Annotated in this window: 16 protein-coding genes and 2 pseudogenes; 9 read left to right on the plus strand and 9 right to left on the minus strand. The window is 61.3% G+C overall.

All coding sequences use genetic code 11. The features are described from left to right. A pseudogene (locus ACR3FF_RS15550) lies at window positions 1-116 on the plus strand (IS1595-like element ISHti5 family transposase); the annotation flags it as partial. Window positions 117-315: 199 nt separating this feature from the next. On the opposite strand, the gene ACR3FF_RS15555 reads toward ACR3FF_RS15550, so the two are convergent. Together ACR3FF_RS15555 and ddh are read right to left on the minus strand one after the other, a co-directional pair. Then, complete coding sequence (locus tag ACR3FF_RS15555; protein WP_458189005.1) at window positions 316-3,327, minus strand: FAD-binding and (Fe-S)-binding domain-containing protein; 3,012 nt, start codon at window positions 3,325-3,327, stop codon at window positions 316-318. Between the two features lie 164 nt (window positions 3,328-3,491). Next, a complete protein-coding gene (gene ddh, locus ACR3FF_RS15560; protein ID WP_458189006.1) occupies window positions 3,492-4,421 on the minus strand; it encodes a D-2-hydroxyacid dehydrogenase in 930 nt (309 codons plus the stop codon). Between the two features lie 107 nt (window positions 4,422-4,528). Between ddh and ACR3FF_RS15565 the strand changes: the two are divergent. Continuing rightward, a pseudogene (locus tag ACR3FF_RS15565) lies at window positions 4,529-6,148 on the plus strand (thiamine pyrophosphate-requiring protein); the annotation flags it as partial. Between the two features lie 94 nt (window positions 6,149-6,242). Beyond that, the gene (locus ACR3FF_RS15570) at window positions 6,243-6,650 is read left to right on the plus strand and encodes a PPC domain-containing DNA-binding protein (protein ID WP_458189035.1); all 408 of its coding nucleotides are present in this window, start codon (window positions 6,243-6,245) and stop codon (window positions 6,648-6,650) included. Window positions 6,651-6,669: 19 nt separating this feature from the next. Here the strand turns inward: ACR3FF_RS15570 and ACR3FF_RS15575 are convergent, their stop codons facing one another. Continuing rightward, window positions 6,670-7,746: an alkaline phosphatase family protein gene (locus ACR3FF_RS15575; RefSeq protein ID WP_458189007.1), complete on the minus strand. Its 1,077-nt coding sequence runs from the start codon at window positions 7,744-7,746 to the stop codon at window positions 6,670-6,672. A gap of 47 nt (window positions 7,747-7,793) precedes the next feature. Beyond that, complete coding sequence (locus ACR3FF_RS15580) at window positions 7,794-9,008, minus strand: MFS transporter (RefSeq protein WP_458189008.1); 1,215 nt, start codon at window positions 9,006-9,008, stop codon at window positions 7,794-7,796. 273 nt (window positions 9,009-9,281) lie between these two features. On the opposite strand from ACR3FF_RS15580, the gene ACR3FF_RS15585 reads away from it, so the two are divergent. After that, entirely contained in the window at window positions 9,282-9,992 is a 711-nt protein-coding gene (locus ACR3FF_RS15585) for an isocitrate lyase/PEP mutase family protein (protein ID WP_458189009.1), read from the plus strand. Window positions 9,993-10,082: 90 nt separating this feature from the next. Then, window positions 10,083-11,270 carry an iron-containing alcohol dehydrogenase family protein gene (locus tag ACR3FF_RS15590; protein WP_458189010.1) on the plus strand — a complete coding sequence of 396 codons (1,188 nt, stop codon included), beginning with the start codon at window positions 10,083-10,085 and terminating at the stop codon, window positions 11,268-11,270. A gap of 1 nt (window position 11,271) precedes the next feature. On the opposite strand, the gene ACR3FF_RS15595 is transcribed toward ACR3FF_RS15590, so the two are convergent. After that, window positions 11,272-12,510 (minus strand): MFS transporter, encoded by a 1,239-nt coding sequence (locus ACR3FF_RS15595; RefSeq protein WP_458189011.1) that lies wholly within the window; start codon window positions 12,508-12,510, stop codon window positions 11,272-11,274. A gap of 232 nt (window positions 12,511-12,742) precedes the next feature. Between ACR3FF_RS15595 and ACR3FF_RS15600 the strand changes: the two genes are divergently transcribed. The 3 genes from ACR3FF_RS15600 to tcuA all read left to right on the plus strand — a co-directional run bounded on the left by ACR3FF_RS15600 (window position 12,743) and on the right by tcuA (window position 16,044). Next, a complete protein-coding gene (locus ACR3FF_RS15600) occupies window positions 12,743-14,110 on the plus strand; it encodes an MmgE/PrpD family protein (protein WP_458189012.1) in 1,368 nt (455 codons plus the stop codon). Next, on the plus strand, window positions 14,107-14,532 hold the full coding sequence (locus tag ACR3FF_RS15605; protein ID WP_458189013.1) for a cupin domain-containing protein: 426 nt from the start codon (window positions 14,107-14,109) through the stop codon (window positions 14,530-14,532). Before ACR3FF_RS15600 ends, ACR3FF_RS15605 begins: the two co-directional genes overlap by 4 nt. Window positions 14,533-14,604: 72 nt before the next feature. Then, window positions 14,605-16,044, plus strand: coding sequence for an FAD-dependent tricarballylate dehydrogenase TcuA (gene tcuA / locus ACR3FF_RS15610; RefSeq protein WP_458189014.1), 1,440 nt, complete (start codon window positions 14,605-14,607; stop codon window positions 16,042-16,044). A 45-nt stretch (window positions 16,045-16,089) separates the two neighbouring features. On the opposite strand, the gene ACR3FF_RS15615 is transcribed toward tcuA, so the two are convergent. After that, entirely contained in the window at window positions 16,090-17,541 is a 1,452-nt protein-coding gene (locus ACR3FF_RS15615) for an ABC transporter substrate-binding protein (protein WP_458189015.1), read from the minus strand. 201 nt (window positions 17,542-17,742) lie between these two features. Then, window positions 17,743-19,185 (minus strand): ABC transporter substrate-binding protein, encoded by a 1,443-nt coding sequence (locus tag ACR3FF_RS15620; RefSeq protein ID WP_458189016.1) that lies wholly within the window; start codon window positions 19,183-19,185, stop codon window positions 17,743-17,745. A 160-nt stretch (window positions 19,186-19,345) separates the two neighbouring features. On the opposite strand from ACR3FF_RS15620, the gene ACR3FF_RS15625 reads away from it, so the two are divergent. Next, window positions 19,346-19,678 carry a hypothetical protein gene (locus tag ACR3FF_RS15625; protein ID WP_458189017.1) on the plus strand — a complete coding sequence of 111 codons (333 nt, stop codon included), beginning with the start codon at window positions 19,346-19,348 and terminating at the stop codon, window positions 19,676-19,678. 172 nt (window positions 19,679-19,850) lie between these two features. Here the strand turns inward: ACR3FF_RS15625 and ACR3FF_RS15630 are convergent, their stop codons facing one another. Then, on the minus strand, window positions 19,851-20,759 hold the full coding sequence (locus tag ACR3FF_RS15630; RefSeq protein ID WP_458189018.1) for a carbohydrate ABC transporter permease: 909 nt from the start codon (window positions 20,757-20,759) through the stop codon (window positions 19,851-19,853). Continuing rightward, window positions 20,759-21,703: a carbohydrate ABC transporter permease gene (locus tag ACR3FF_RS15635; RefSeq protein WP_458189019.1), complete on the minus strand. Its 945-nt coding sequence runs from the start codon at window positions 21,701-21,703 to the stop codon at window positions 20,759-20,761. The genes ACR3FF_RS15630 and ACR3FF_RS15635 overlap by 1 nt, the downstream gene beginning before the upstream one ends. Window positions 21,704-21,705 lie beyond the last annotated feature (2 nt).

Here is a 21,705-nt window from a genome sequence, read left to right on the forward strand (position 1 = left end):
GAAGGTTCCGAGGCGTCTCAAAACACCACTTACAGGGCTATCTAAACTTCTTGGGCTGGATCCTCAACACCGACGACTGGTTCGAGCAGATCCTAAGTACTGACTTCTACAGATGAGCGAAGGTTCATTCGAACTCTCGCATGTGCTTTCCCGTAGCCATGTGCGGAGATACTATCAACGTATATCGTGATAAAAATTCACATACAGGCCAGATTTTCCGTGCCGAATCACAGCGTCGTTCGGCACTCGCGGCTCCGACGCCGGTTCGATCGAAATCACACGCACCGAGTGATACCGTAGTGGGAAATCGTGTTCTCATTCGAGCGCGTTCGCCAGTTTTTCGACGGGATGTGGGACGTTCGCATCGTACTCGTCACCGAGTTGGGTCCGACAAGAGGCACCGGGTGCGGTCACGGCGTCACATTCGCTGTCGTTGACCTGCTCGAAGAGGATGCGTCCGATCGCCTGCGACATTGAGTAGTGCTCGGCCTCGTAGCCGAACGTTCCGGCCATACCACAACAGCCGGAGTCGACAGGCTCTACCTCGTAGCCTGCGCGACGAAGGAGTCCCACGGCGTGGTGGTCTTTCTTGACCGATTTCTGGTGGCAGTGACCGTGGTAAGCGAGCGACATCGCGGGCGCGTTCCACCGTACGCCCTCGTCGAGACGGAACGCATCGAGGTATTCACAGACGCCGAAGGTGTTCCGAGCGACTCTCTCGACGTCCCCACCCGAAAGAAGGTCGAGGTAGTCCGATTGCACCATCACCGCGTCGGACGGTTCGACCGTGACAACTTCCCAGCCGTCGTCGACGTAGCGCGATAGGGTGTCGACGTTTCGATGAGCGATACTCCAAGCCTTCTCGATGAAACCCTTCGAGTACGGTGGGCGTCCGCTTCCTGTCACCTTCGATATAATAACGTGGACGCCGGCAGCTTCGAGAACTCTCACGGCGGCTTTCCCCGGCTCCGGATCGTTGTAGTTCGTGTAGGTATCGGAAAAGAGGACGACCTTTCGTTCGGCGTCCGATTCGGACACTCTCGCACCGCCGCGCTCTTGGAACCAGTCTCGGAGCGTCGTCCGCTGGAATTCGGGCAGCGAACGCTCTCGGGCAACCCCTATCGTCTTCTCCAGCATCGAACGTGCTCCTGGGAGTTTCTGCCCCCAGTTGGAGAGCGGAGCCAGTGCACTGCCGAGTCTCGATAGCGTATCGATGTTTGCGAAGGCCCTGTCTCGGAGTGACACGCCGTGACGGTTCATGTACTCGTGTTCGACTTCGACCTTCATCTTCGCCATATCGACTTCGCTCGGACAGTCCACGGAACAGCCCTTGCAGCCGATGCAGACGTCCATCACTTCGTGCATGAATTCGACGTCGAACTGCGCCTCATCTCCGTTTCCGGGGGTGGCTATTTCCGATTCGGCTGCGGTCGCAGCCTCGAGGTCACCCGACATCGCCTGCCGGAGAAGGTTCGCCCGTCCGCGCGTGGTTTGAATCTCCTCCTGTGAGGCACGGTAAGTTGGACACATCACGCCGCCCGTCGTCGATTGTTCGCCGCGACAGCCACCACAGCCGTGACAGAGTTCGACCATCCCCTGAAAGCCGTTGTCGTTCTCCCAGTTGAGACGGGGTTCGAAGCCGGCATCGAACTCGTAGTCGGGGTCGAATCGGAGGTTCTCGGTAAGGTCATGGTCGCCGCAGACGTTCCCCGGATTCAGAAGCCAGTCCGGGTCGACCGCGGTCTTGAGATCGCGAAAGAGCTTCCAGACGGCCGCTCCGTATAGTTTCTCGTTCCACTGCGTTCGCGCGCGTCCATCGCCGTGCTCGCCCGAGACGCTCCCGCCGTACTCGACCGCGAGGGTCGTTGCTGCGTCGGCGATCAACGCCATCTTCTCGACTCCTCCCACGGTCTTGGTGTTGACGAGCGGCCGAACGTGGATACAGCCGGGGCCGGCGTGGGCGTAAAAGCTTCCCAGGGTGTCGTGTTCGTCGAAGACGTCCTGGAAGTCCGCGATGTATTCAGGGAGATTCTCGGGGGGGACGGCGATGTCCTCGATGAAAGCGATGTGCTTTTCGTCGGTGGTTCGCGAGAGGAGTATCGGCGTCGACGCTTTCCGCATCTTCCAGAACTTCTGCTGTCGCTCCTCGGAGAGCGCCGGCAGCCCATCGAACGCGATGTCGCCGACGCGGTCGTCGAGCAGTTCGTCGACCTTCGCGTGGGCGGCCTCGTCGGTGTCGGCGTAGAACTCGACGAGCAGGAAGGTGTCGGTTCGCTCGGGAAGGATGCTCACCACGTCCCTGAAATCCTCCAGTTCGTGAGCGAGGTCGACCAGCACGCCGTCCAGCACCTCGACGGCCGCGGGGTCGTGGTCGAGAATCGAGCCGACGTCCTCCATCGCTTCGACGAGGCTGTCGTAAGTGAGCAGACCGACAGCGGTCGTGTTCGGAATTGGCTCCAGAGAGAGCGTCGCCTCAGTTACGACACAGAGGGTTCCCTCGCTGCCGACCATCAGACGTGCGAGATTGACGCTTCCCTCGCGGGATTCCTCGACTAATACGTCCAGATTGTAGCCCGAGACGTTTCGTTTGAGGCTGGGATAGGCTCCCTCGACAGTTTCGACTTCATCGTCGACGATTCGCAGCACCTCGGCATAGAGGCGTTCTTCGAGGTCACCGCGGGCGTCGGCACCCGCCCGGAGGTCCGCAAGCGTCACCTCACCCAGTGTCGTCACGGTACCGTCGGCGAGCACGACTTCGAGCTTTTCGACGTAGGCATCGGTCTTGCCGTACTTCAGCGAGTGGGCGCCCGTGGTGTTGTTGCCGATCGCGCCGCCGATAGCGCTTCGGTTCGCCGTCGAGGGGTCGGGTGCGAATTTCAGGTCGTGGGGCGCCAGTCGCTCATTCACCTCCGCGAGAATCGCCCCTGGCTGGACGCACACTTCGCGGTCGTCGGGGCGGACGTCCACCACGTCAGTCATGTACCGGGTGAAATCGAGCACGATAGCTTCGTTGACCGTCTGCCCAGCGAGGCTCGTGCCGCCGCCCCGCGGCAGAACCGGAATCTCGTGTTCGGCGCAGTACGTCACGACCGAAACTACGTCGTCAACAGACTCGGGGAAGACCACACCGATGGGCGTCACTTCGTACGCACTCGCATCCGTGGCGTACAGTTGGCGCGTGTAGGTGTCGAATCTCACGTCGCCGTCGACGAGTGGTTCGAGGTCGTCCACGAGGTCTGGTCGTTCGACGACGCCCTCACTGTAATCGTAGTTCGCTCGGCCGTCGCCTGCGGGACCTGGCTCCGAAGGTAGTTCACGCTCTGCCATATAGTTGTATTATCAGTTCTCAATGAACCCGGCTTCAGTGTAAATCCTTCGCCGTGACAACACCGTGAACGTCGGAATCATCGCGGTCACGAACTGAGGGGGGTGACGAACACGAATTCGTCCTGGATTACGTGGTCGAACGCAGACCGCGAATACGAGCGACGCTATGCGACCCGGTTCCTGAGGTCCTCTCCGGTCTGGAACCGACGAACGTTCTCGACGACGAGTTCGGCAATGTCGAGGTGATAGCGGTTGGTCGCCGAGGCTTTGTGCGGGGAGATGATGACCTCCTCGAAGTCCCAGAGGGGAGACTCCTCGGGAAGCGGTTCGGTCTCGAAGACGTCGAGACCCGCACCAGCGATGATACCCGAGTCGAGGGCGTCGACGAGCGCGTCCTCGTCGACGATCGGGCCGCGGGCGACGTTGATGAGGAAAGCGTCCTCCCGCATTCGCTCGAACTCTGGGGTACTCATCATTCCGTCGGTCAGTGACGTGTGTGGAACCGCAACTGCGACGAAACGAGCGTCCGCGATGGCTTCGTGGAGTTCCGTGGGTTCGTAGAGGTCCGAGACGCCGGGAACGGTCTTGTCAGAGCGCCGGACACCCACGACCTCCATCCCGAGGCCGTTCGCGCGTTCGGCGATGCCTTGTCCGATCGTTCCCAGACCGACCACGCAGAGACGCTTACCCTCCACGGTGAACGGTCGGTCGTAATCGGGAGTGTACCAGTGAGTTTCGTTCTGGTGGTCGCGATAGATATGATGCAGTCGGGCGAACGAGAGCATGTACGTGACCGCGAGTTCACCAGCAGTAGCGCCGTGGATACCGGTGCTGTTCGTCAGGGGGACGCCCGCAGCTTCGTAGGTATCGGTGTCGAACTCGTCGTAACCCGCCCTGACGCAGTGGACCCACGCGGCGTCGAGAAACCCGGGACGCGGCCGGTACGTGGCGACGGCGTCCGTCTCGTCGTACCGTCTTCCGTCGCCGACGAGTTCGGCGGGGATGTCGAGTTCCGCGAACGCGTCCACAAACGCTTCCTTCGGAATCACGTTCTCCACCGATTCGTGTACGTAAAGTCGCTCTAGCTCGGACATACCTAATACTCACACGGGAACATAGTGATGTTTTCGCCGCCGCCGTCCCCAGACCGAACAAATTCTACGAACCAAAATGACGATAAACTTTACAACACTCCACCACGCGAGTCTTTCACATGGACGTAACAGAGGCGATTGCGGAAATCCTCGTAGCAGAAGGTGTCGACTACCTGTTCGGATTTCCATCGAATCCGTTATTCGATACCGGAGCCGTCGCGGATGCTGGCATTCAGACGATAGTCGTTCGACAGGAACGAACGGGCGTACACATGGCCGACGCTGTCAGCCGGGTGACTTCGGGCGACGAGATTGGCGTGTTCGCATGTCAGCACGGTCCCGGGACGGAGAACGCCTTCGGCGGCGTTGCCCAAGCGTACGCCGAGTCGGTCCCCATCGTCGCGTTTCCAGCGGGATACGACCGGGCGAAGACCGACGTCGATCCGAAGTTCAACTCCCTCATCAACTATCAGCACGTCACCAAATCCTGCGAACAGTTGAAAGACCCCGATGCAGTCGTCGAAACTGTTCGCAGAGCGTTCAGTGCTGCACGCAACGGTCGACCACGCCCGGCGCTCGTCGAGATTCCCAGAGACGTCTTCTCCGAGGAGGTCGGTGACATCGACTACACGCCCACGAAGTCATCGAGAACGGGCCCCGACCCGACCGACATCCCACCTGCGGTCGACATGCTGCTCGACGCCGAGCGGCCGGTCATCTACGCCGGACAGGGCGTCCACTACGCGGAGGCCTGGGAGCCGTTGCGGGAATTCGCAGAACTCGTCGAAGCCCCGGTTGCCACCAGCCTCAATGGCAAGAGCGCCTTCCCCGAAGACCATCCGTTGTCGCTCGGGGCGGGGTCGAAAAGCGAACCGGGGCAGCTCGCGCACTTCCTCGACCAGTGTGACCTGCTCTTCGGCGTCGGCACCAGCTTCTCGACGACTGCCTACGGTATCACTGTTCCCGAGGACAACCGAGTCATCCACGCGACGCTCGACCCGACGGACGTCGACAAGGAGGTCGAGAGCGACCACGCCATCGTCGGCGACGCCAAGCTGACGCTCGAGGCTCTCGTCGACGAGGCCGAGAGCCGCCTTGAGGGCGCTCGCGGTCGGCGCGACGACGTCGTCGACGAAATCCGGGAAGTGAAAGAAGCGTGGCTCGCCGACTGGCGGCCCAAGTTGGAATCTGACGAGACGCCCATCAATCCGTACCGGGTCGTCCACGAACTCACCGAGGTCGTCGACGCCAAAGACGCTATCATCACCCACGACGCTGGTAACGCCCGCGACTTTCTCGCGCCATTCTGGGAATCTTCGGAGCCGCTCGGCTACATCGGCTGGGGAAAGACGACGCAGCTCGGCTACGGTCTCGGATTGACGATGGGGGCCAAGTTGGCTCACCCGGACAAGCTCTGCATCAACGTGTGGGGTGACGGCGCTATCGGGATGACGGGACTCGACATCGAGACCGCCGTGCGCTACGACATCCCCATCCTCTCCATCCTCCTGAACAACTACGAGATGGCGGGCTACGAGACGCCGTTCGGAGGCGACTTCGACCAGGTGGCCGAGGCGCTCGGGGCCTACAGTGAGCGCATCGAGAATCCCGACGAGATTGCCGACGCCATCGAACGCGGTGTGTCGAAGACCGAAGAAGGAACGACCGTCCTATTAGAGTTCGTCACTTCCAAGGAGACGGAACTCTCCCGGCCCGACCTCGAATGAATCCGTCGACGGTTACCCGCTGGGACGACCGACGACGTATCGACACACGAGCGATACTACGAAGTGGGAGATAACCGTCGTGGTAAACGTACCTATGGAACACGCACACGAAGAGAACCGAATCGTCGTTCGCCTCGACCCGGGCGATGAAGTCCTAGAGTCCCTCGATACGCTCCGCGAGGAGTACGACATCGACAACGGCTTTCTCGCCGGAATCGGTGCCGTCGACCGGGTGACGCTGGGACATTACGACGTCGAAACGCAGGAATACAACGAGGAGGAGTTCACGGGGCAGTTCGAAGTGACGAGTTTCCTCGGAAATATCGGACCGGACAGGATACACACTCACATCCAGCTCGGGACGGATACCTACGAATCGCTCGGCGGCCACTGTTCCGGAGCCAGAGTGTCTGGAACCTTCGAAATCGTCGTCTCACTCGGTGAGACGCCGCTTACGCACCGAATGGACGGCCGAACCGGTCTCGAGGTTTTCGACATTTAGACCGGCTCGGTCACCCCGTCTATTCCTCACCTCCGTCGTCGAGACTCGGAAACGCTTCGATGTTGTACTCGAGCGTCGCACCCGTGCTGGCGACGTACGGAACACCGCGTTCGTGGTGTGAGCCGTGAGACCGCAAGTCGACCGAGCCACGAACACCGTCCTCGACGGGGCCGAACACCGACGTCTCGGTTCCCAGCACGAGCGCATCACCGATGGTGTCCCCCGGCAGTCGGAATCGGCGAGCCGCTTCGTCGGCGGAAATCACGTCGTCGACGCCGTCGAGGTCATTCAGCCACGCCAGTGCATCCGCCGACCCGTCCCGGAGATAGACGTACGCGGCACCGCCGAGATTTCGGTGATGGTAGGTGTGTTCGTCCGTGATGAGTCGAACGACTTCGGCGTCGTGACCCTCCCGGTCGAGGACTGCTTCGAGGTCGACACACACCGACTTTCGATTCATACCGTGGTCGGCAGTGGCGACGAACGCTTCGCTTCGTTCGTAAAGCGCGGCGACACCAGCATCGAGTTCGCCGACCCACCGTTCGGCCGCCTTCTCATCCGGGGCATGCTTGTGGGGGATTACGTCCGTCGTCGACACGTAGAGCACGTCGAGGTCGCGCTCGTCCAACAGGTACACTGCTGCGTCGAGCAACCAGCCGCTTGCCTTTCCCGAGTAGATACCCGGCGGTTCGCCGACGGCCGACGCGAGCCAATCGGGGGGGTTCTCCGCACTCGCCGCGACGTCACATCCCCGACCAACCATCCCGACTAGCTTTTCCTTCGCCACCAGAGCGGCAACCGTCTCGCCTCGTTCGGCACGCCGTTGGAGTTCAGTCCGACACTGCAGGTGAGAGGGGTCGTTCATGAACGCTTGCTCGTCACGTTCGGGGTCGTAGTACGTGTTTCCCGTCACGCCGTTCCGGTCGGGGAACCGAGCCGTCACGATACCTACGTTGTTCACGTTCGTGAGACTCGGAATCAGACCGTCACAGACGCCTGCGTTTCCTCGATTCGCGATGCGGTCCCAACCGGGCGTCTCGGTCGCAGAGAGATACGCGGGGTCCAGACCGTCGAGACAGGTGATGACGTGGGTCATGTGTCGACCTAAACAGGTGGTTCGAGTCATATATACCTTCGGCGACATCACTCACCGATCGCCGTATGTCTCTCCGGGGCATGCGACGAGCGACGAAGTCGACGTGAAAGCAGCCACAACGAGACGAGGCCGAAGACCGCCCCGAACGCGAGGGTGATGAACGCCCACGCGTACCCGGAGGAGTCGAGCACCACGCCGAAGACGACGGGAGAGACGACCGTCGCGCTGAACCCCGTGAGCGTCTGTACCGCGAGCGCGATGCCGACGTGTTCGTCCGCCACCACTTCCGTGACAACGGTGGAGGTAGGCGAACTGTCGGCTGTCAATAGGGTGCCGTAGACCAGCAAGAGCACAGTCAGCGCGGGAAGCGACAGCCAGTCGAGAAAGCCGATAACCGCACTGATGCACGCAGTCGCGCCGAGAACCGTGAGAACAGTCCGTATCCGACCGACAGAGTCGCTGGCCCACCCGCCTAGGAGGTTTCCGACGCCACCAAGGGACATCATTACGCCGGTCAACAGGCCGGCCAGAACGGTCGGATCGGATGTCCCTGCGACCGCCGTCGTGGCAACGAGGAACGCCGGCATCCAGTTGCGAACTCCGAATACCTCCCACGTGTGGCCGGCGTAGACACCCACGGCATACAGATACGCCCGGTTCGAGAACAGACGACGGTCGAATCGGCGGTCGCTTACGGCCGCGTCGGGATGGTCTCGAGCGAACGCGAGCATCAGCGGCCCAGCGACCACTGCACCGACGCTCGTTGCACCGATCGCGACGCGCCAGTCCAGCGCGGCGGCGACAGACGAGGAGACCAGAAACGACAGCCCCGTACTGAGCGAGAACGCGCCGGTGTAGACGCCGAGCGCGCGTCCGCGATCAGACTCGGGATACCACTCGCTCAGAAAGCGCATCCCAGGGACGTACACGCCGGCCATGAACGCTCCCGCCACGAACCGGAAGAACACGCCGACGATGAAGCCGTGTGCGAGCGCAGCGAACGCGATGCTCGCCAACCCAGTGCCGGTCGCGCCGACGGCGACCACGCGTCGGGTCGAATAGTTGTCGGCGATCAGTCCTGCGGGGATTATGGCGACCACGTATCCCGCTTGGAAGGCCGCGAAAACGATTCCTGCCTGCGTTCCCGATAGTGACCAGGTATCGACTATCTGCGGGAGCAGTGCCGAGTAGTTAAACCACACGAGAACAGAGAGCAGTAGGACGATGCTGGCGACGGCGAGTGACCGAGTTCGTTCGTGCACGGCTTTCGGACCCCTTTGATTATGTCTCCTGACGGATTCAGTTTGAGGAACCAGTCGAGCGTACTTAATATTATGGTTCTCGGGATGGATTCCAGCACATGACGAGTTCGTCTGCCGGGTTCAGAAGATCGATCGAAAGTGAAAGGATTCTCGTCGCGCCCGGCGTGTACGACGCCGTGAGCAAGATACTCGTCGAGCGCGCAGGTGCCGAGGTGGTCTATGTGCCGGGGTCGAGCGTCTCGACGTCAGTCCACGGATATCCGGACGTCAGGGGTGACGACGCTCACCGAGATGGTCGACCGCGCTCGCCAGATGGCTGGCGTGGTCGACGTGCCGGTGTTCGCGGATGCGGACACCGGCTACGGGAACCCGATCAACGTCCGCAGGACGGTCGAAAAGTTCGATCGCGCGGGTGTCGCCGGCATCAACCTCGAGGATCAGATCTTCCCGAAGAAGTGCGGTCACTTCGACAGGAAGGCAGTCGTGGTGACCGCCGAGATGGTGGCCAAACACCGAGCTGCCGTGGACGCCCAGTCGGACGACGATTTCGTGTTCATTGGCCGAACCGACGCACGAGCGGTCGAGGGGTTCGAGTCGGCCGTCGAACGCTCCGAGGCGTACCTGGATGCGGGCGCGGATGTCCTCTTCGTCGAGGCGCCGGAATCGGTCGCCGAACTCGAAGATGTAGCTGAACGGATCGACGTCCCTCTGCTCGCGAACATGACCGATAGCGGTCGAATCCCGATGCTAACGGTCGCCGAGTTGGAAGCGCTGAGGTACCAGGCCGAACTGTTCCTCGAGACCGGGTTCAAAGCCGTACTCAAGGTATTACAGGACGTGTACGGCGAAATCGTTGAAACTGGAACCCAGCAGGGCGTTCTCGACGAACTGGTGTCCTGGGGGGGTCGAAACGACATTACCTGCCTGGACGAGATCACCGAACTCGAGAGACAGTCCGTCGTCGAATCCGACGACGCGTCGTGAATCGGTCGACAACACTGGAAGCGAGTATTCGACTGGACGACGCTCCCGGACCGGATACGCCTTTATGCTTGGGATGAGATAGTGACCCGCATGGACGAGGAATGCGAGAGCGACGGCGTCGGAAGCATCTCGTTCGCGACTCCGGAGACCGAATTCGGCGAGGGGGTCGTCACGCTCCTTCCGGCGATGCTCGACGAGGTAGGCGTCGACGCTCCCCTCGTGGTGACGGACGCGGGCATCGAATCGGCGGGTGTACTCGATACCGCGCTCGCCGGTCTCGACGCTGCGCCCGCAGTTTACCACGCGACGACCGAACCGAGCGTCGACGACTTCGACGAACTGCCGGACGACGATTACGACGGCGTCGTCGCTGTCGGAGGCGGGTCGTGTCTGGACACGGCCAAGGTCGTCGCCGGCTTACTCACCCACGGCGGGTCGGCCAGAGACTATCTCGGCGTCGACCGCGTCCCTGGGCCGACCGTCCCCTCGGTCGCTATTCCGACGACGAGCGGGACCGGCTCCCAAGCGACCCAAACGGCGGTCGTCTCGTACGACGGGGTGAAACGCGGGATGAGCGACGAACTACTGCGCCCGGACATCGCGCTCGTCGACCCGGCGCTCACGTACGAACTCCCACGCGACGTAACCGTACAGTCGGGATTCGACGCGTTCGTCCACGCACTGGAGTCGCTGACCGCGCGCGACTATCGGCGGGTCGACCCGCGACCCATCAACTACCAGGGTTCGAATCCGATCTCGCGCCCGCTCTCTCGGCGGGCCCTCGGGTTGGTTCACGGATCGTTCGAGCGCGTCGTCGACGACGGCGTCAACCGCGAGGCCAGACAGGAGATGAACCTCGGCTCCCACCTCGCGGGAACTGCGTTCTCCAACGCGGGACTGGGTGCGGTTCACGCGCTTGCGAGTAGCGTCGGCGGGATGACTGGACGACCACACGGGGAGTGTCTCGCGGCCTCGCTGACCGCCGGCCTGCGCTACAACCTTCCAGTGCGGAAGTGTGAGTACGCCGACGTCGCGCGGGAACTCGGTGTGGCGAGGAGCGACGACGACACCGACGAAGCGGCCGATGCGCTGCTTGAGGAGTGCGGCCGGATTCGGGATGCCGTCGGCCTCCCTGAATCATTCGCCGACCTCGGCCTAGATCCGGACGACGCGGACGAGATAGTAGAAAACACGCTGATTCAAGAACGACGGCTCAAGACGAACCCGAGGCCCGTCGACGAGGATATCCGAGAACCGATAGCGCGGGAGTTGCGGTAAATCAGCGGACGAGGAGATAGACGCTGAGGAGTCCGGCGAGTAACGCGAGCGTGGCCAACGTGACGAACAGGGCTCCCGACCCGGCGTAGGTGAGGACGGTGCCCGCCATCGCCGCGCCCAGCGCTCCGATGCCGAACATCGCCAAGTAGGTGAACCCGTACGAGAGGCCGTGGCTGTCTGCGGTGACGTAGTCCGCGATGGTGGCTTGATACACCGGCGCGGCCACGTAGACGAAGAAGCCGAGGAGCACGCATACCGCGAGCAGCGGCACAACGCCGGCCGCCGACGCCGGGACGAAAAGCAGCGCGGCGATAACAAGCGCTCCGAAGGTGACGACGAGCGCGTGTTCGGTTTCGACCAGGTCGCTCACTTTCCCACCCGTGTACTGGCCGAACATCCCGACGAACAGAAGGCCCGCGTAGACATATCGACTGGGTTGGAACGACCGGCCGGCAAATGATACCGGTTCGAACATCTGGAGACCACCGAGAATCTCCGGGAGGAACGTCAAAATACCCCGGTAGTAGAGGCCGTACAGCATGATGATAGCGAACACGACTGTGAACGCCCGTGTGAAGAGTAAGCGAGAGTCACTGACGAGGTCCTGAAGGGAACCGAGGCCGCCGTCCGCCTCAACCGTCTGTCCGGGGTCGCCGTCGGCCGCGACCTCGGCGTCGTCGATGGCCGCCCGTTCGTCGAAAGAGAGTCTGAACGCGATCGTTCCGGCGACCACCGCTGGCACGACGAACATTCCGGCGACGAGTCGCCAGTCGAAGTAGGTGAGAAGGACCGCAGCCGCCAGCGGGCCGACCACGGTTCCGACGTTGCCGGCGACGCCGTGATAGGCGAAAGCGGTTCCGCGGTTCTCGGTGCCACGACTGAGCAGTGAGAGCCCGGCGGGATGGTAAAGGCTCGCTCCCGCCCCCCACAGAACCAGCGCCGTGCCGAGCACTGCCACGTTCGGAGCGAGACTCAAGAGCAGGAACCCTCCGCCCATCCCTGCTGCTGAACTGAGAACGAGTCTCTTCGACCCGTAGGCGTCTGCGAGGATGCCGCTCGGCAGCGCCCCCAAACCGATGAGCGCGTATCCAGCACCGACAACGATCCCGAGCGTGGCCTCCGTGGTCGCGAAGGCGTCGAGCCAGACAGTGACGAAGATGGGAATCGCCAACTCGTACGTGTGGAACATCGCGTGGGCGAGCATCGTGAAGCCGACGATGGCCCGGTCGTTTCGTTTCATCGTTCGTACTCTCTACGGGAATCGAGCGAACCGATGCGTCGGAGCAGTATAAATTTTGGTGACGAAGGCGTCCGTCGAACGACTCTATCCGGCAGCCGGCTCGAATGGGTTCGCGACGAGTCCGTCCCCCACCGACGCGGACGCACGACAGTAGAATTCGAGCCGAATTCAACAGATAGTAGATACGAATCGTCGGTACGGTTTTTGTTCCGGAGTCACGATACTCGCATGCATGGCAGAGACCCACATACTAGCCGAGTTTGCGGCGACGGCGACCCTCGACGACCTTCCCGCAGATGTAATCGAGAAGGCGAAACGAGCGATTCAGGATTACGTCGGCGTAGCACTGTACGGCTCACAGCACGGCGTCGGCGACCGAATTTCGTCGTATGTCGACGGATCCCTCCCGGGACGCGACGCGGCCGTGCTCGGTCACGGCACGGCGAGTCCCCCCGGCGCGGCGCTCGCGAACGGTGCGTTCGGACACGCCATCGACTACGACGACACCTTCGAGTCGATCGTCATCCACCCGACATCGCCGGTGTTTCCGGCCGCCCTCGCCAGCGTTCAAGTGGCAGAGGGTACGGGACGCGACGTCCTCACGGCGTACGTCGTCGGCGTCGAGGCAGCGTTTCGAACGGGTCACGCCACCTATCCGAGCCACTACGATAACGGGTGGCACAGCACCGGGACGGTCGGGACCTTCGGCGCGGCCGCCGCCGCGGCGTCGGCGCTCGGACTGACCTCCGAGGAGACCGAGTACGCGTACGGAATCGCGGCTTCTTGCTCCTCGTCGCTGAAGAAGAATTTTGGAACGATGACGAAACCGCTCCACGCCGGGCACGCTGCACAGATGGGCGTGCGCGCGGCGATGCTCGCAGACGCGGGGTTCACGGCCGATGACGCGGTGTTCGAGGGAGATATCGGGTACGGGCGCGTGATGACTCCCGGTGGCGAGTACGACCCGACGGAGATCACCGAGGACCTCGGCGAGACGTGGGCGGTCGACGACATCGGCTTCAAGCCATACCCCTCGGGCGTGATCACACACGCGGCGATGGACGCCACGCGCGAGGTGGTCGAGCGCGAAGATCTCTCGCCGGAGGATGTCGAATCGGTGCGAGTTGCCCTCGACGATGCGGCCTCCGAGATGCTCATCCACGCCAACCCCGACGACGCCCTTCAGGCCAAGTTCTCCATCGAGTTCTGTCTCGCGGTGATACTCCGCGAACGGGACGCCGGCGTCAAGGAGTTCTCGGACGAGTACGTCGCCGACTCGCGAACGCGCGAGGTGATCGAGAAAGTCGATCGGGAGTTCGAGCCGAACCTCTTCGGCGGCAACTTCGCGGGGTACGGCGCTCGCGTGACCCTGACGACGACCGACGGCAAGCAGTACGTCGCAGTCGAGAAACACGCGCCGGGAAGCCCCAACAATCCCGTCCCTGACAACCGTCTCGACGCGAAGTTCTTCGAGTGCGCCGAACCGACCGTCGGCCCCGAACGAGCGGACGCAATCGCCGCCGCCATCGACGACCTCGACGCCAACGGTGCCCTCGACCGCCTACTGAAGAACGCGACTGACGAGAACGAAGACACATGAGCGACGACTACGAACACCGTTCACTTCGCGAATTGAACGAGAATCCGGACAAACCCGGACGACGGTGGGAGGTGTCACCGCAGCTCGGCCTCGACGACTACAACTTCAACGTCGCCGTTCTCGAGCCGGGCGAGCGGTTATCGCAGAACGCGTACCACTACCACGACGACCAGGAGGAGTTCTTCTACATCGTGAACGGGCGATGTCGAGTCGAGGTCGAGGACGGAGCCTTCGACGCGGCGACGGACGACGTCGTTCGTTTCGACGAGGGTGTCCCCCACATGCTCCATAATCCGTACGACGACCCGTGTAAAATCGTGGCTATCGGCAGTCCACCGAAGGGGCGGCGGCCAGTACACCGAGTGCAGAGGTACGAGGAGTTGCTAGACGACAGATATGGGAACGGTGACGACCCGTCGTAGTCGAGACCACCCGCTCCCGACGAAGGGAAGTCGGCGGTAGTTTGATTGTGATTGTCGAGCATGATACGGGCGATGTCAGTGAAAGATGGCAGCGAGCGAATCGTCCCGGAGCGACGCGAGGAGTACGACGTGGTCGTGGTCGGATGTGGTATGGCCGGGTTGGCAGCTGGTGTCCGGGCCGCGGAGGTCGGTCGAAGCGTCGCGTTACTGGAGAAGTCACCCGCCGGTCGACGTGGTGGGCATACCCGATTCACAGAGTCCTTCCGAGTGCCGTCGGCGGACGCTGACCTCTTGGAGTACGGCTACGAGTTCGATATCCCCGATTACACGGTGTCGGAGTTCTACGACGACATCATGGCCCAGACGAACGGGCGGGCCGACGAGGAACTCGCCGATACGTTAGTAGAGAACGCGGGCGAGACGATAGAGTGGCTGACCAAACTCGGCGTCGACTGGGACATGACCCCGCTCAACTCCGGATACACCGTCGCTCGGACGTGGTTCGACGGTGAGGAGATGGTCGATACACTGGTCGATGCAGTGACCGATGCGGGCGCGGACGTCTACTACGACGCAGAGGCGAGAGGACTAGAACAATCGGCCGATCGACGAATAACGGCCGTCGACGCGGTGACCGACGACGGATTCGTTCGGTTCGACTGCGAGGCCGCGATAATCGCCGCCGGAGGGTACGAGTCGAGCCCGGAAAAGCGCACGCGCTACTACGGACCGGATTACGACGCGATGACCGTTCGGGGAAGCCGGTACAATACCGGGGAAGCGATCGACATGGCGCTGGACATCGGTGCCAAGGCGGTGGGTCAGTGGGGCGGCGCCCACATGGCGCTCATCGACGCGGCCGCACCGGACGTGGAGGGCGGAACCAACCGAATCGACGGCTACCAGTACGGGTTGCTGGTAAACCACGAGGGCGACCGATTCGTCGACGAGGGCGAGGATGCGCGCGCACACACGTACGCAAAGTTCGGACAGAAGATATTCGAGCAACCGAAGCACGAGGCCTTCATCTTGGTCGATTCGAAAACCATCGACGAGATCGACGCGACCGGCCCGTCCGACCCCACGGTCGGTGACGATCTCTGTGACGTCTTCGAACGATTGGGCTGTGAGAGCCCCAACGCCGCCGTCGCCACCGTTGAGGAGTACAACGCCGCCTGTGACCCCGGCACGTTCGACCCGCAAGTGCTCGACGGCAACGCGACCACCGAGGTGACGCCGCCGAAGTCGAACTGGGCGCTTCCGGTCGATGATCCCCCGTTCTACGGCTACGGGGTCACCGGCGGTATCACGTTCGCCTTCGGCGGGGTAGCGACCAATGCGGATGCGGAGGTCCTCGACACCCGCGACCGAGTGATCCCGGGACTGTACGCCGCCGGCAACAGCGTCGGCGGACTGTTCTACGACAACTACCCGGGCGGGACAGGGCTGACGAACGCAGCCGTGTTCGGTCGAATCGCCGGAGAAAGGGCCGCGAGGTACATCGTCGACTGAGTCGCGTCACTGTTCGCACCGACGCAGTCGCATTCGCTCTCGAACTTACTGGTTCTTCTGGAGTAGTTGATTGATCTCCTTGGCGGCCATCGACGTGGCCTTCTCCACGCTCGTGTTCTGTTGCAGGATGCGCTGGTGCATCTTCCGGGGAATCTCGTATGTGATAGCGTCGGCACCCGGCACCGCCGGGATAACAGCCGGCTTGAACTGCTTGAGCGTTTTCATCGCCGCGCCGCGCCAGAACTCTTTGTGCATCTCCGACTGCCCGAAGAAATCCTCCTTCTGGATCTGATCCGGCGAGACCGGGACGAACCCGAGGTTCTTCGAGTTCTGCACCGCCCGGTCGCTGTCGCCGACCCACCACTCGATGAACTTGACCGCGGCGTCCTTTTCCTTCTGATTGGAGAACGCGTCACCGATGAATCCCAGCGACGGGAGCCACGCGAGCGCCGCCTTCGTGCCCGCGTTCATCGGCAGCCCCCATGTGTACTGGCCGTTTTCCATGGGCTTCTGCTGTTCTTCGAGGTAGTCGCCCCACAGGTCGGTCGAGTCCTGGATGTGGTTGACCGCAATTTTCCCCGACCAGTGTAGGGTCGTCGACTCCTCGTCGCCGTGATTGATCGAGTTCTGGTGGAAGTAGCCCTGGTCAATGTAGTCCTTCTGCATCTTGATGGCCCTGCGGGCCTCCTTACTATCGATCGTGGCTTTTTTCCCTTTGAGGTCGACGACGCCGGACATCGATCCGCCGTGTTGGGGGATGTACAGCGACAGGTACTCTTCGTCGCTCTGTTTCATCCCGGTCGTATCCGGGGCAGCTCCCTTCTTTTTACCCATCTGGGTCTGCTTGAGCTTGTCATAGATCCCCGGCATATCGTCGTACCAGTGGAGGCTTCCTGCTTTGTGGTTCACTTCGCTCGGATCAATACCGGCTTGCTTGAGCCAGTCGGTCCGCCACGCAGTGAAGTACGGCCGGAACCCGAGCGGGAACGTCACGAGGTTGCCCTCCTTCCCCGTTGATTGAGCGCCCCACACTTCATGGCCGCTCATGATGGTGTCGGCTGTCTTATCGGCCAAGGACGAACTCTCCCAGAGGTCGTTGACGACCATACCAGCACCACCGGCGAGGATGCCGGGCCGCGTCATCACCTCGACGAGGTGCGGGACGTCCCCGCTCGCACGGGCTGCACGGAATTTCTTCGTGACGTCCGTGTACGGAACGCCCGTGATGTTGATCTGCGTTCCGGTCTCCTTCTGGAACTGTTTGACGATTTTATCGGTGTACTGCTTTTTCGTCTTCCCCTCGGTGTAGTACGACAACCAGACGTTCAGCGTCTGTTTGCCCGTATTACCGGTGGTTCCTCCTTGATTGTTGTTTCCGCCGCCGGAACAGCCGGCGAGTCCAGTTACCGTCGCTGCTGCGCCCGCCGCTTTCAAAAACCGGCGGCGATCGACGGAGCGGTGCTCCGAGTCGAAGTTCGTGTAACGCCTTCTTGCCACGAGTTAACAACCCACTATCCCATTAAATCGTGGAAATCTTAAATCTTCCCCACAGATATCTAATCAGTCTCCTGTGTAATTAATAATTATTGGATGTTTTCAATCGATTTCGGTTCCACTCGAATCGAGTACTGGGCTGACGGCGACCGCGATAGTCGCCAGCACGGCTAGCAGCGTCTACTGCGAAAAAACGGCGTGTGGTTACTGGTTCTGCTGTAGGAGCCGGTTGATCTCGGTCGCCGCCTGCGACGTCGCTTGATTGACGGCCTGATCCAACCCCGTCCCTTGCTGTAGCTGTTGAGCGATTCGCTGGTGCATTCCGCGTGGAATCTCGTAGGTGATGGCGTTCGCGCCTGGAACCGCCGGGATGACCGCCGGATCGAACTGATTGAGCGTCTTGAGACACGCACCGCGCCAGAACTCCGTGTGCATCTCCGACTGGCCGAAGAAGTTCTCGTTCTTGATCTGCGCCGGTGAAACAGGAACGAATCCGAGATTCTTCGAGTTCTGCACTGCCCGGTCGCTGTCGCCGACCCACCACTCGATGAACTTGACCGCGGCGTCCTTTTCCTGCTGGTTGTTGAATGCGTCGCTGATGAAGCCCAGCGACGGGAGCCACGCGAGCGCGGCTTTCGTGCCCGCGTTCATCGGCAGCCCCCATGTGTACTGGCCGTTTCGCATCGCTTGCCCTTGTTCTTCGAGGTAATCGCCCCACAGGTCGGTCGAGTCCTGGATGTGATTTCCGGCGATCTTCCCCGACCAGTGTAGAGTCGTCGACTCCTCGTCGCCGTGGTTGATCGAGTTCTGGTGGAAATATCCCTGGTCAATGTAGTCGAACTGCATCTTGATGGCCCTGCGGGCCTCCTTACTATCGATCGTGGCCTTTGTTCCTTTGAGATTGACGACACCGGACATCGACCCGCCGTGCTGGGGGATATACAGCGATAAGTACTCCTCGTCGCTCTGTTTCATCCCGGTCGTATCCGGAGCAGCTCCCTGGTTGTTGGCCAACTGGGTCTGTTTGAGCTTGTCGTAGATTCCCGGCATGTCGTCGTACCAGTGGAGGCTCCCAGCCTCGTGATTGACTTCGGTCGGGTCGATACCGGCTTGATTGAGCCAGTCAGTCCGCCACGCGGTGAAGTACGGCCGGAACCCGAGCGGGAACGTCACGAGGTTGCCCTTCTTCCCCGTCGATTGAGCGCCCCAGACCCGATGACCGTTCATAATCTTGTCTGACGTCTTATCGGCCAGCGACGAACTCTCCCAGAGGTCGTTGACGACCAAGCCAGCACCGCCGGCGAGGATACCGGGCCGCGTCATCACCTCGACGAGGTGTGGGACGTTCCCGGCGGCGCGGGCCGACCGGAACTTCGTCACGACGTCGGTATACGGGACCCCAGTAACGTTGATTGTCGTCCCGGTTTCGTTCTGGTATTGTTTCACCAACTCGTCGGTGTACTGCTTTTTCGTCTTCCCCTCGGTGTAATACGACAACCAGACGTTCAGCGTCGGATTACCCTGCAGCCCCACGTAGCCCGTGAGTCCGGTCGCCGTTGCGCCGGCTCCGGCGGCTTTGAGGAAATTTCGCCTATCAATCGTACTATTGTCCGTTGCCTCAGGGGCAACGTCTTGTTGCTGTGTCATTTGGTAACTCCCCACCACAATGAACATCGAGACAGTCTATCATAAACTTTTGCTGTAATTTTCTGACCGTCAGCACATCTCAATAGGATGATGGACACACCAATCGGTAGGGAGTCCGGCCGACGCAACGTTTATGATGGCCATCCCTGTATGTCATGGTATGTCAGGCCAGACCGTACGGTCAGGTGTCGGTAGAACGGACGCGTCGGACTACCTCGATTTAGCGGCGAAAATCCTATACGTAGTCGCCGGAGTGCTGTTTCTGGCTGGGTTGTATTTCGACTGGCAACACACCGGCCAGATCCTCATCCCCCAGTTCGCGCTCGCCAACGAACCGAACGCGAACAGTGGACTGTTCATCCTCTCGATTATCATGCTTGCCCTCGGGTACCTAATCTCGATAGTCAGCCATAAACTCGAAGAGTGGCGGACCGAAGAAGTCGACCAGACCCAGGAGTGGACGGTCGACGTGGGGAAGTCTTCCAAGAAGTAGCGACCGTCGAGCGACGGAGCGACGAACTGTTCTTCCGCGGGTACTCTACCGAGCTATTAATTTCAACGGTGCGAACGAGTGTCTCGACGTACCGGAGACGACCCTCGCTCATCGTCGATCACCAGTCGAGTCAAAAAGAGATGGAACGCGGAACGAGAGGCGGCGAACCGATTCAGCCCTTGACACCGCCACCCGACGAGAGTCCTTCGACCAGGTACTTCTGCAGGTACATGTACATGGTGATCGGAACGATCATCGAGAGGAACGTCCCGGCCATGATGAAGTGGAAGTTCCGGACGAAGAACGTCCCCTTCAGTTCGAGAAGCGCCGGCGCGAGCGTGGTGTGCAGCGGGTCCTGACCGATGATGAACGCCATCAGGTAGTTGTGCCACGCCAAGAGGAACGCCAGCAGGAACACCGACGCGAGCGCCGGACGCGACAGCGGCAAGATGACCCTGAAGAACGCACCGATCTGCGTACAGCCGTCCACCCGAGCGGACTCCTCCAAGTTGTCTGGGAGGTCTTCGAAGAACCCCCTGAGGAGCCAGATGTTGTACGGTAACGTGAACGCAGTGAACGCCAGAATCATCCCGATGTAGGTGTTCAGCAGTCCCAGTTGCTGCATCAGGACGAAGATGGGGATCGCCAACAGAACGACCGGGAACATGAACCCAGCAACGCTCAACACGAACAACGAGTTCTTGAACGGATAATCGAGCCGTGCAAACGAGTATGCGGCGAACACCGCCGAGACCGTTGCCAACCCAGCGGTTCCGACGCTGACGATAAACGTCGCCAACGTGTACTCCACGAACGGAAATGCGGACCACATCGTTCGCCATGCGTTCCGACCGCTCCAGGCGACCGGGTCGAAGGTGATGAACGGAATCCCCAGCGGCGTCGTGAATATCATCTCGGGAGTTTTCAGCGAGTTCGCGAAAGTATAGTACACCGGCAGCAGCATCCACACCATCAGCACCGCCAGGGAGATGTACTTCAGCACCGGCTTGTAGTGTGTCTCCCAGGACAGTCTCCCTCGGTCTGTTTCGAACTCGAATCGCGTGTCTGTATCAGTGCTCATCAGTAGTCCTCCGTTTCGGTGCGCACCCAGATGAGGATCAGCGGGATGATGCCGACCGCGAACAGCATTCCCAGCGCTGCGGCCTCGCCCATACTCCAGTCGAGGAACGCCGACTTGAAGATGGCGACCCCGAGGAACGTCGTGTAGTTGACCGGACCGCCCTGCGTAACGGCCCACGGTATCGCCACCTTCCCGACGGTGAACACCGTCCGAATCATCACGACTGTGACAATGACGGTTCGGAGGTGGGGCAGCGTGATGTAGCGGAACCGCTGCACCGGGCCCGCGCCATCGACCTTCGAGATTTCGTATAACTCACTCGGTATCGATTGAACACCAGCGAGAAACACGACGTACATGAACCCGAAGTCACGCCACACCTTCGCAATGATGACCCCCCAGAACGCCCAGGGCGTGTTCGAGGTGATTCCGCCGGACGCGGGGATGTTGAAGAACATGTTGAGAGTGTTGTAGACGATACCGTAAGTAGCAGCCTGCTCCATGATTCCGAACGTCAGTCCGGCGGCAATTGCTGGACTGGCGTACCCCGCCAGCATCAGTCCCCGCCAGAACGGGCGAGCGGGGAGGGTCTCGTTCATCACGAGCGCGGCCGCGAGCGCGACCACGAGGTCGAACGGAACCACGACGAGTTCGTAGAGCAGCGTCATCTTGATGCTGAACAGGAATAGGTTTTGTCCCGCGCCGAACAGCCAGTACTCGTAGTTCTCGAAACCAACCCACGGGTCAGTCGCGTTCGGATCGAGCGTGAACTGCTTGAAGCTCAACAGAAGCCCGTTGACTACCATGGGATAGAAGACGATCCCTGTCAGCAACACGAGCGTCGGCAGCAGGAACAGGATACCCTGGAGCCCGCCGTACTCCTCGAGCAACCGGTCGAAGAAGGATCGGTCACGTTGCGCGATTTCATCAGAAACCGTCGCCATGG

Source organism: Haladaptatus ordinarius (assembly GCF_054177595.1).

Excerpts from the sequence above, each read along its gene's own strand:
- ACR3FF_RS15620 (WP_458189016.1), bottom strand. The coding sequence starts at position 19,185 with ATGACACAGCAACAAGACGTTGCCCCTGAGGCAACGGACAATAGTACG.
- ACR3FF_RS15575 (WP_458189007.1), bottom strand. The coding sequence starts at position 7,746 with ATGACCCACGTCATCACCTGTCTCGACGGTCTGGACCCCGCGTATCTC.
- ACR3FF_RS15600 (WP_458189012.1), top strand. The coding sequence starts at position 12,743 with ATGGCAGAGACCCACATACTAGCCGAGTTTGCGGCGACGGCGACCCTC.
- ACR3FF_RS15595 (WP_458189011.1), bottom strand. The coding sequence starts at position 12,510 with ATGAAACGAAACGACCGGGCCATCGTCGGCTTCACGATGCTCGCCCAC.
- ACR3FF_RS15590 (WP_458189010.1), top strand. The coding sequence starts at position 10,083 with ATGGACGAGGAATGCGAGAGCGACGGCGTCGGAAGCATCTCGTTCGCG.
- ddh (WP_458189006.1), bottom strand. The coding sequence starts at position 4,421 with ATGTCCGAGCTAGAGCGACTTTACGTACACGAATCGGTGGAGAACGTG.
- ACR3FF_RS15635 (WP_458189019.1), bottom strand. The coding sequence starts at position 21,703 with ATGGCGACGGTTTCTGATGAAATCGCGCAACGTGACCGATCCTTCTTC.
- ACR3FF_RS15630 (WP_458189018.1), bottom strand. The coding sequence starts at position 20,759 with ATGAGCACTGATACAGACACGCGATTCGAGTTCGAAACAGACCGAGGG.
- ACR3FF_RS15570 (WP_458189035.1), top strand. The coding sequence starts at position 6,243 with ATGGAACACGCACACGAAGAGAACCGAATCGTCGTTCGCCTCGACCCG.
- ACR3FF_RS15605 (WP_458189013.1), top strand. The coding sequence starts at position 14,107 with ATGAGCGACGACTACGAACACCGTTCACTTCGCGAATTGAACGAGAAT.
- tcuA (WP_458189014.1), top strand. The coding sequence starts at position 14,605 with ATGTCAGTGAAAGATGGCAGCGAGCGAATCGTCCCGGAGCGACGCGAG.
- ACR3FF_RS15555 (WP_458189005.1), bottom strand. The coding sequence starts at position 3,327 with ATGGCAGAGCGTGAACTACCTTCGGAGCCAGGTCCCGCAGGCGACGGC.
- ACR3FF_RS15625 (WP_458189017.1), top strand. The coding sequence starts at position 19,346 with ATGTCAGGCCAGACCGTACGGTCAGGTGTCGGTAGAACGGACGCGTCG.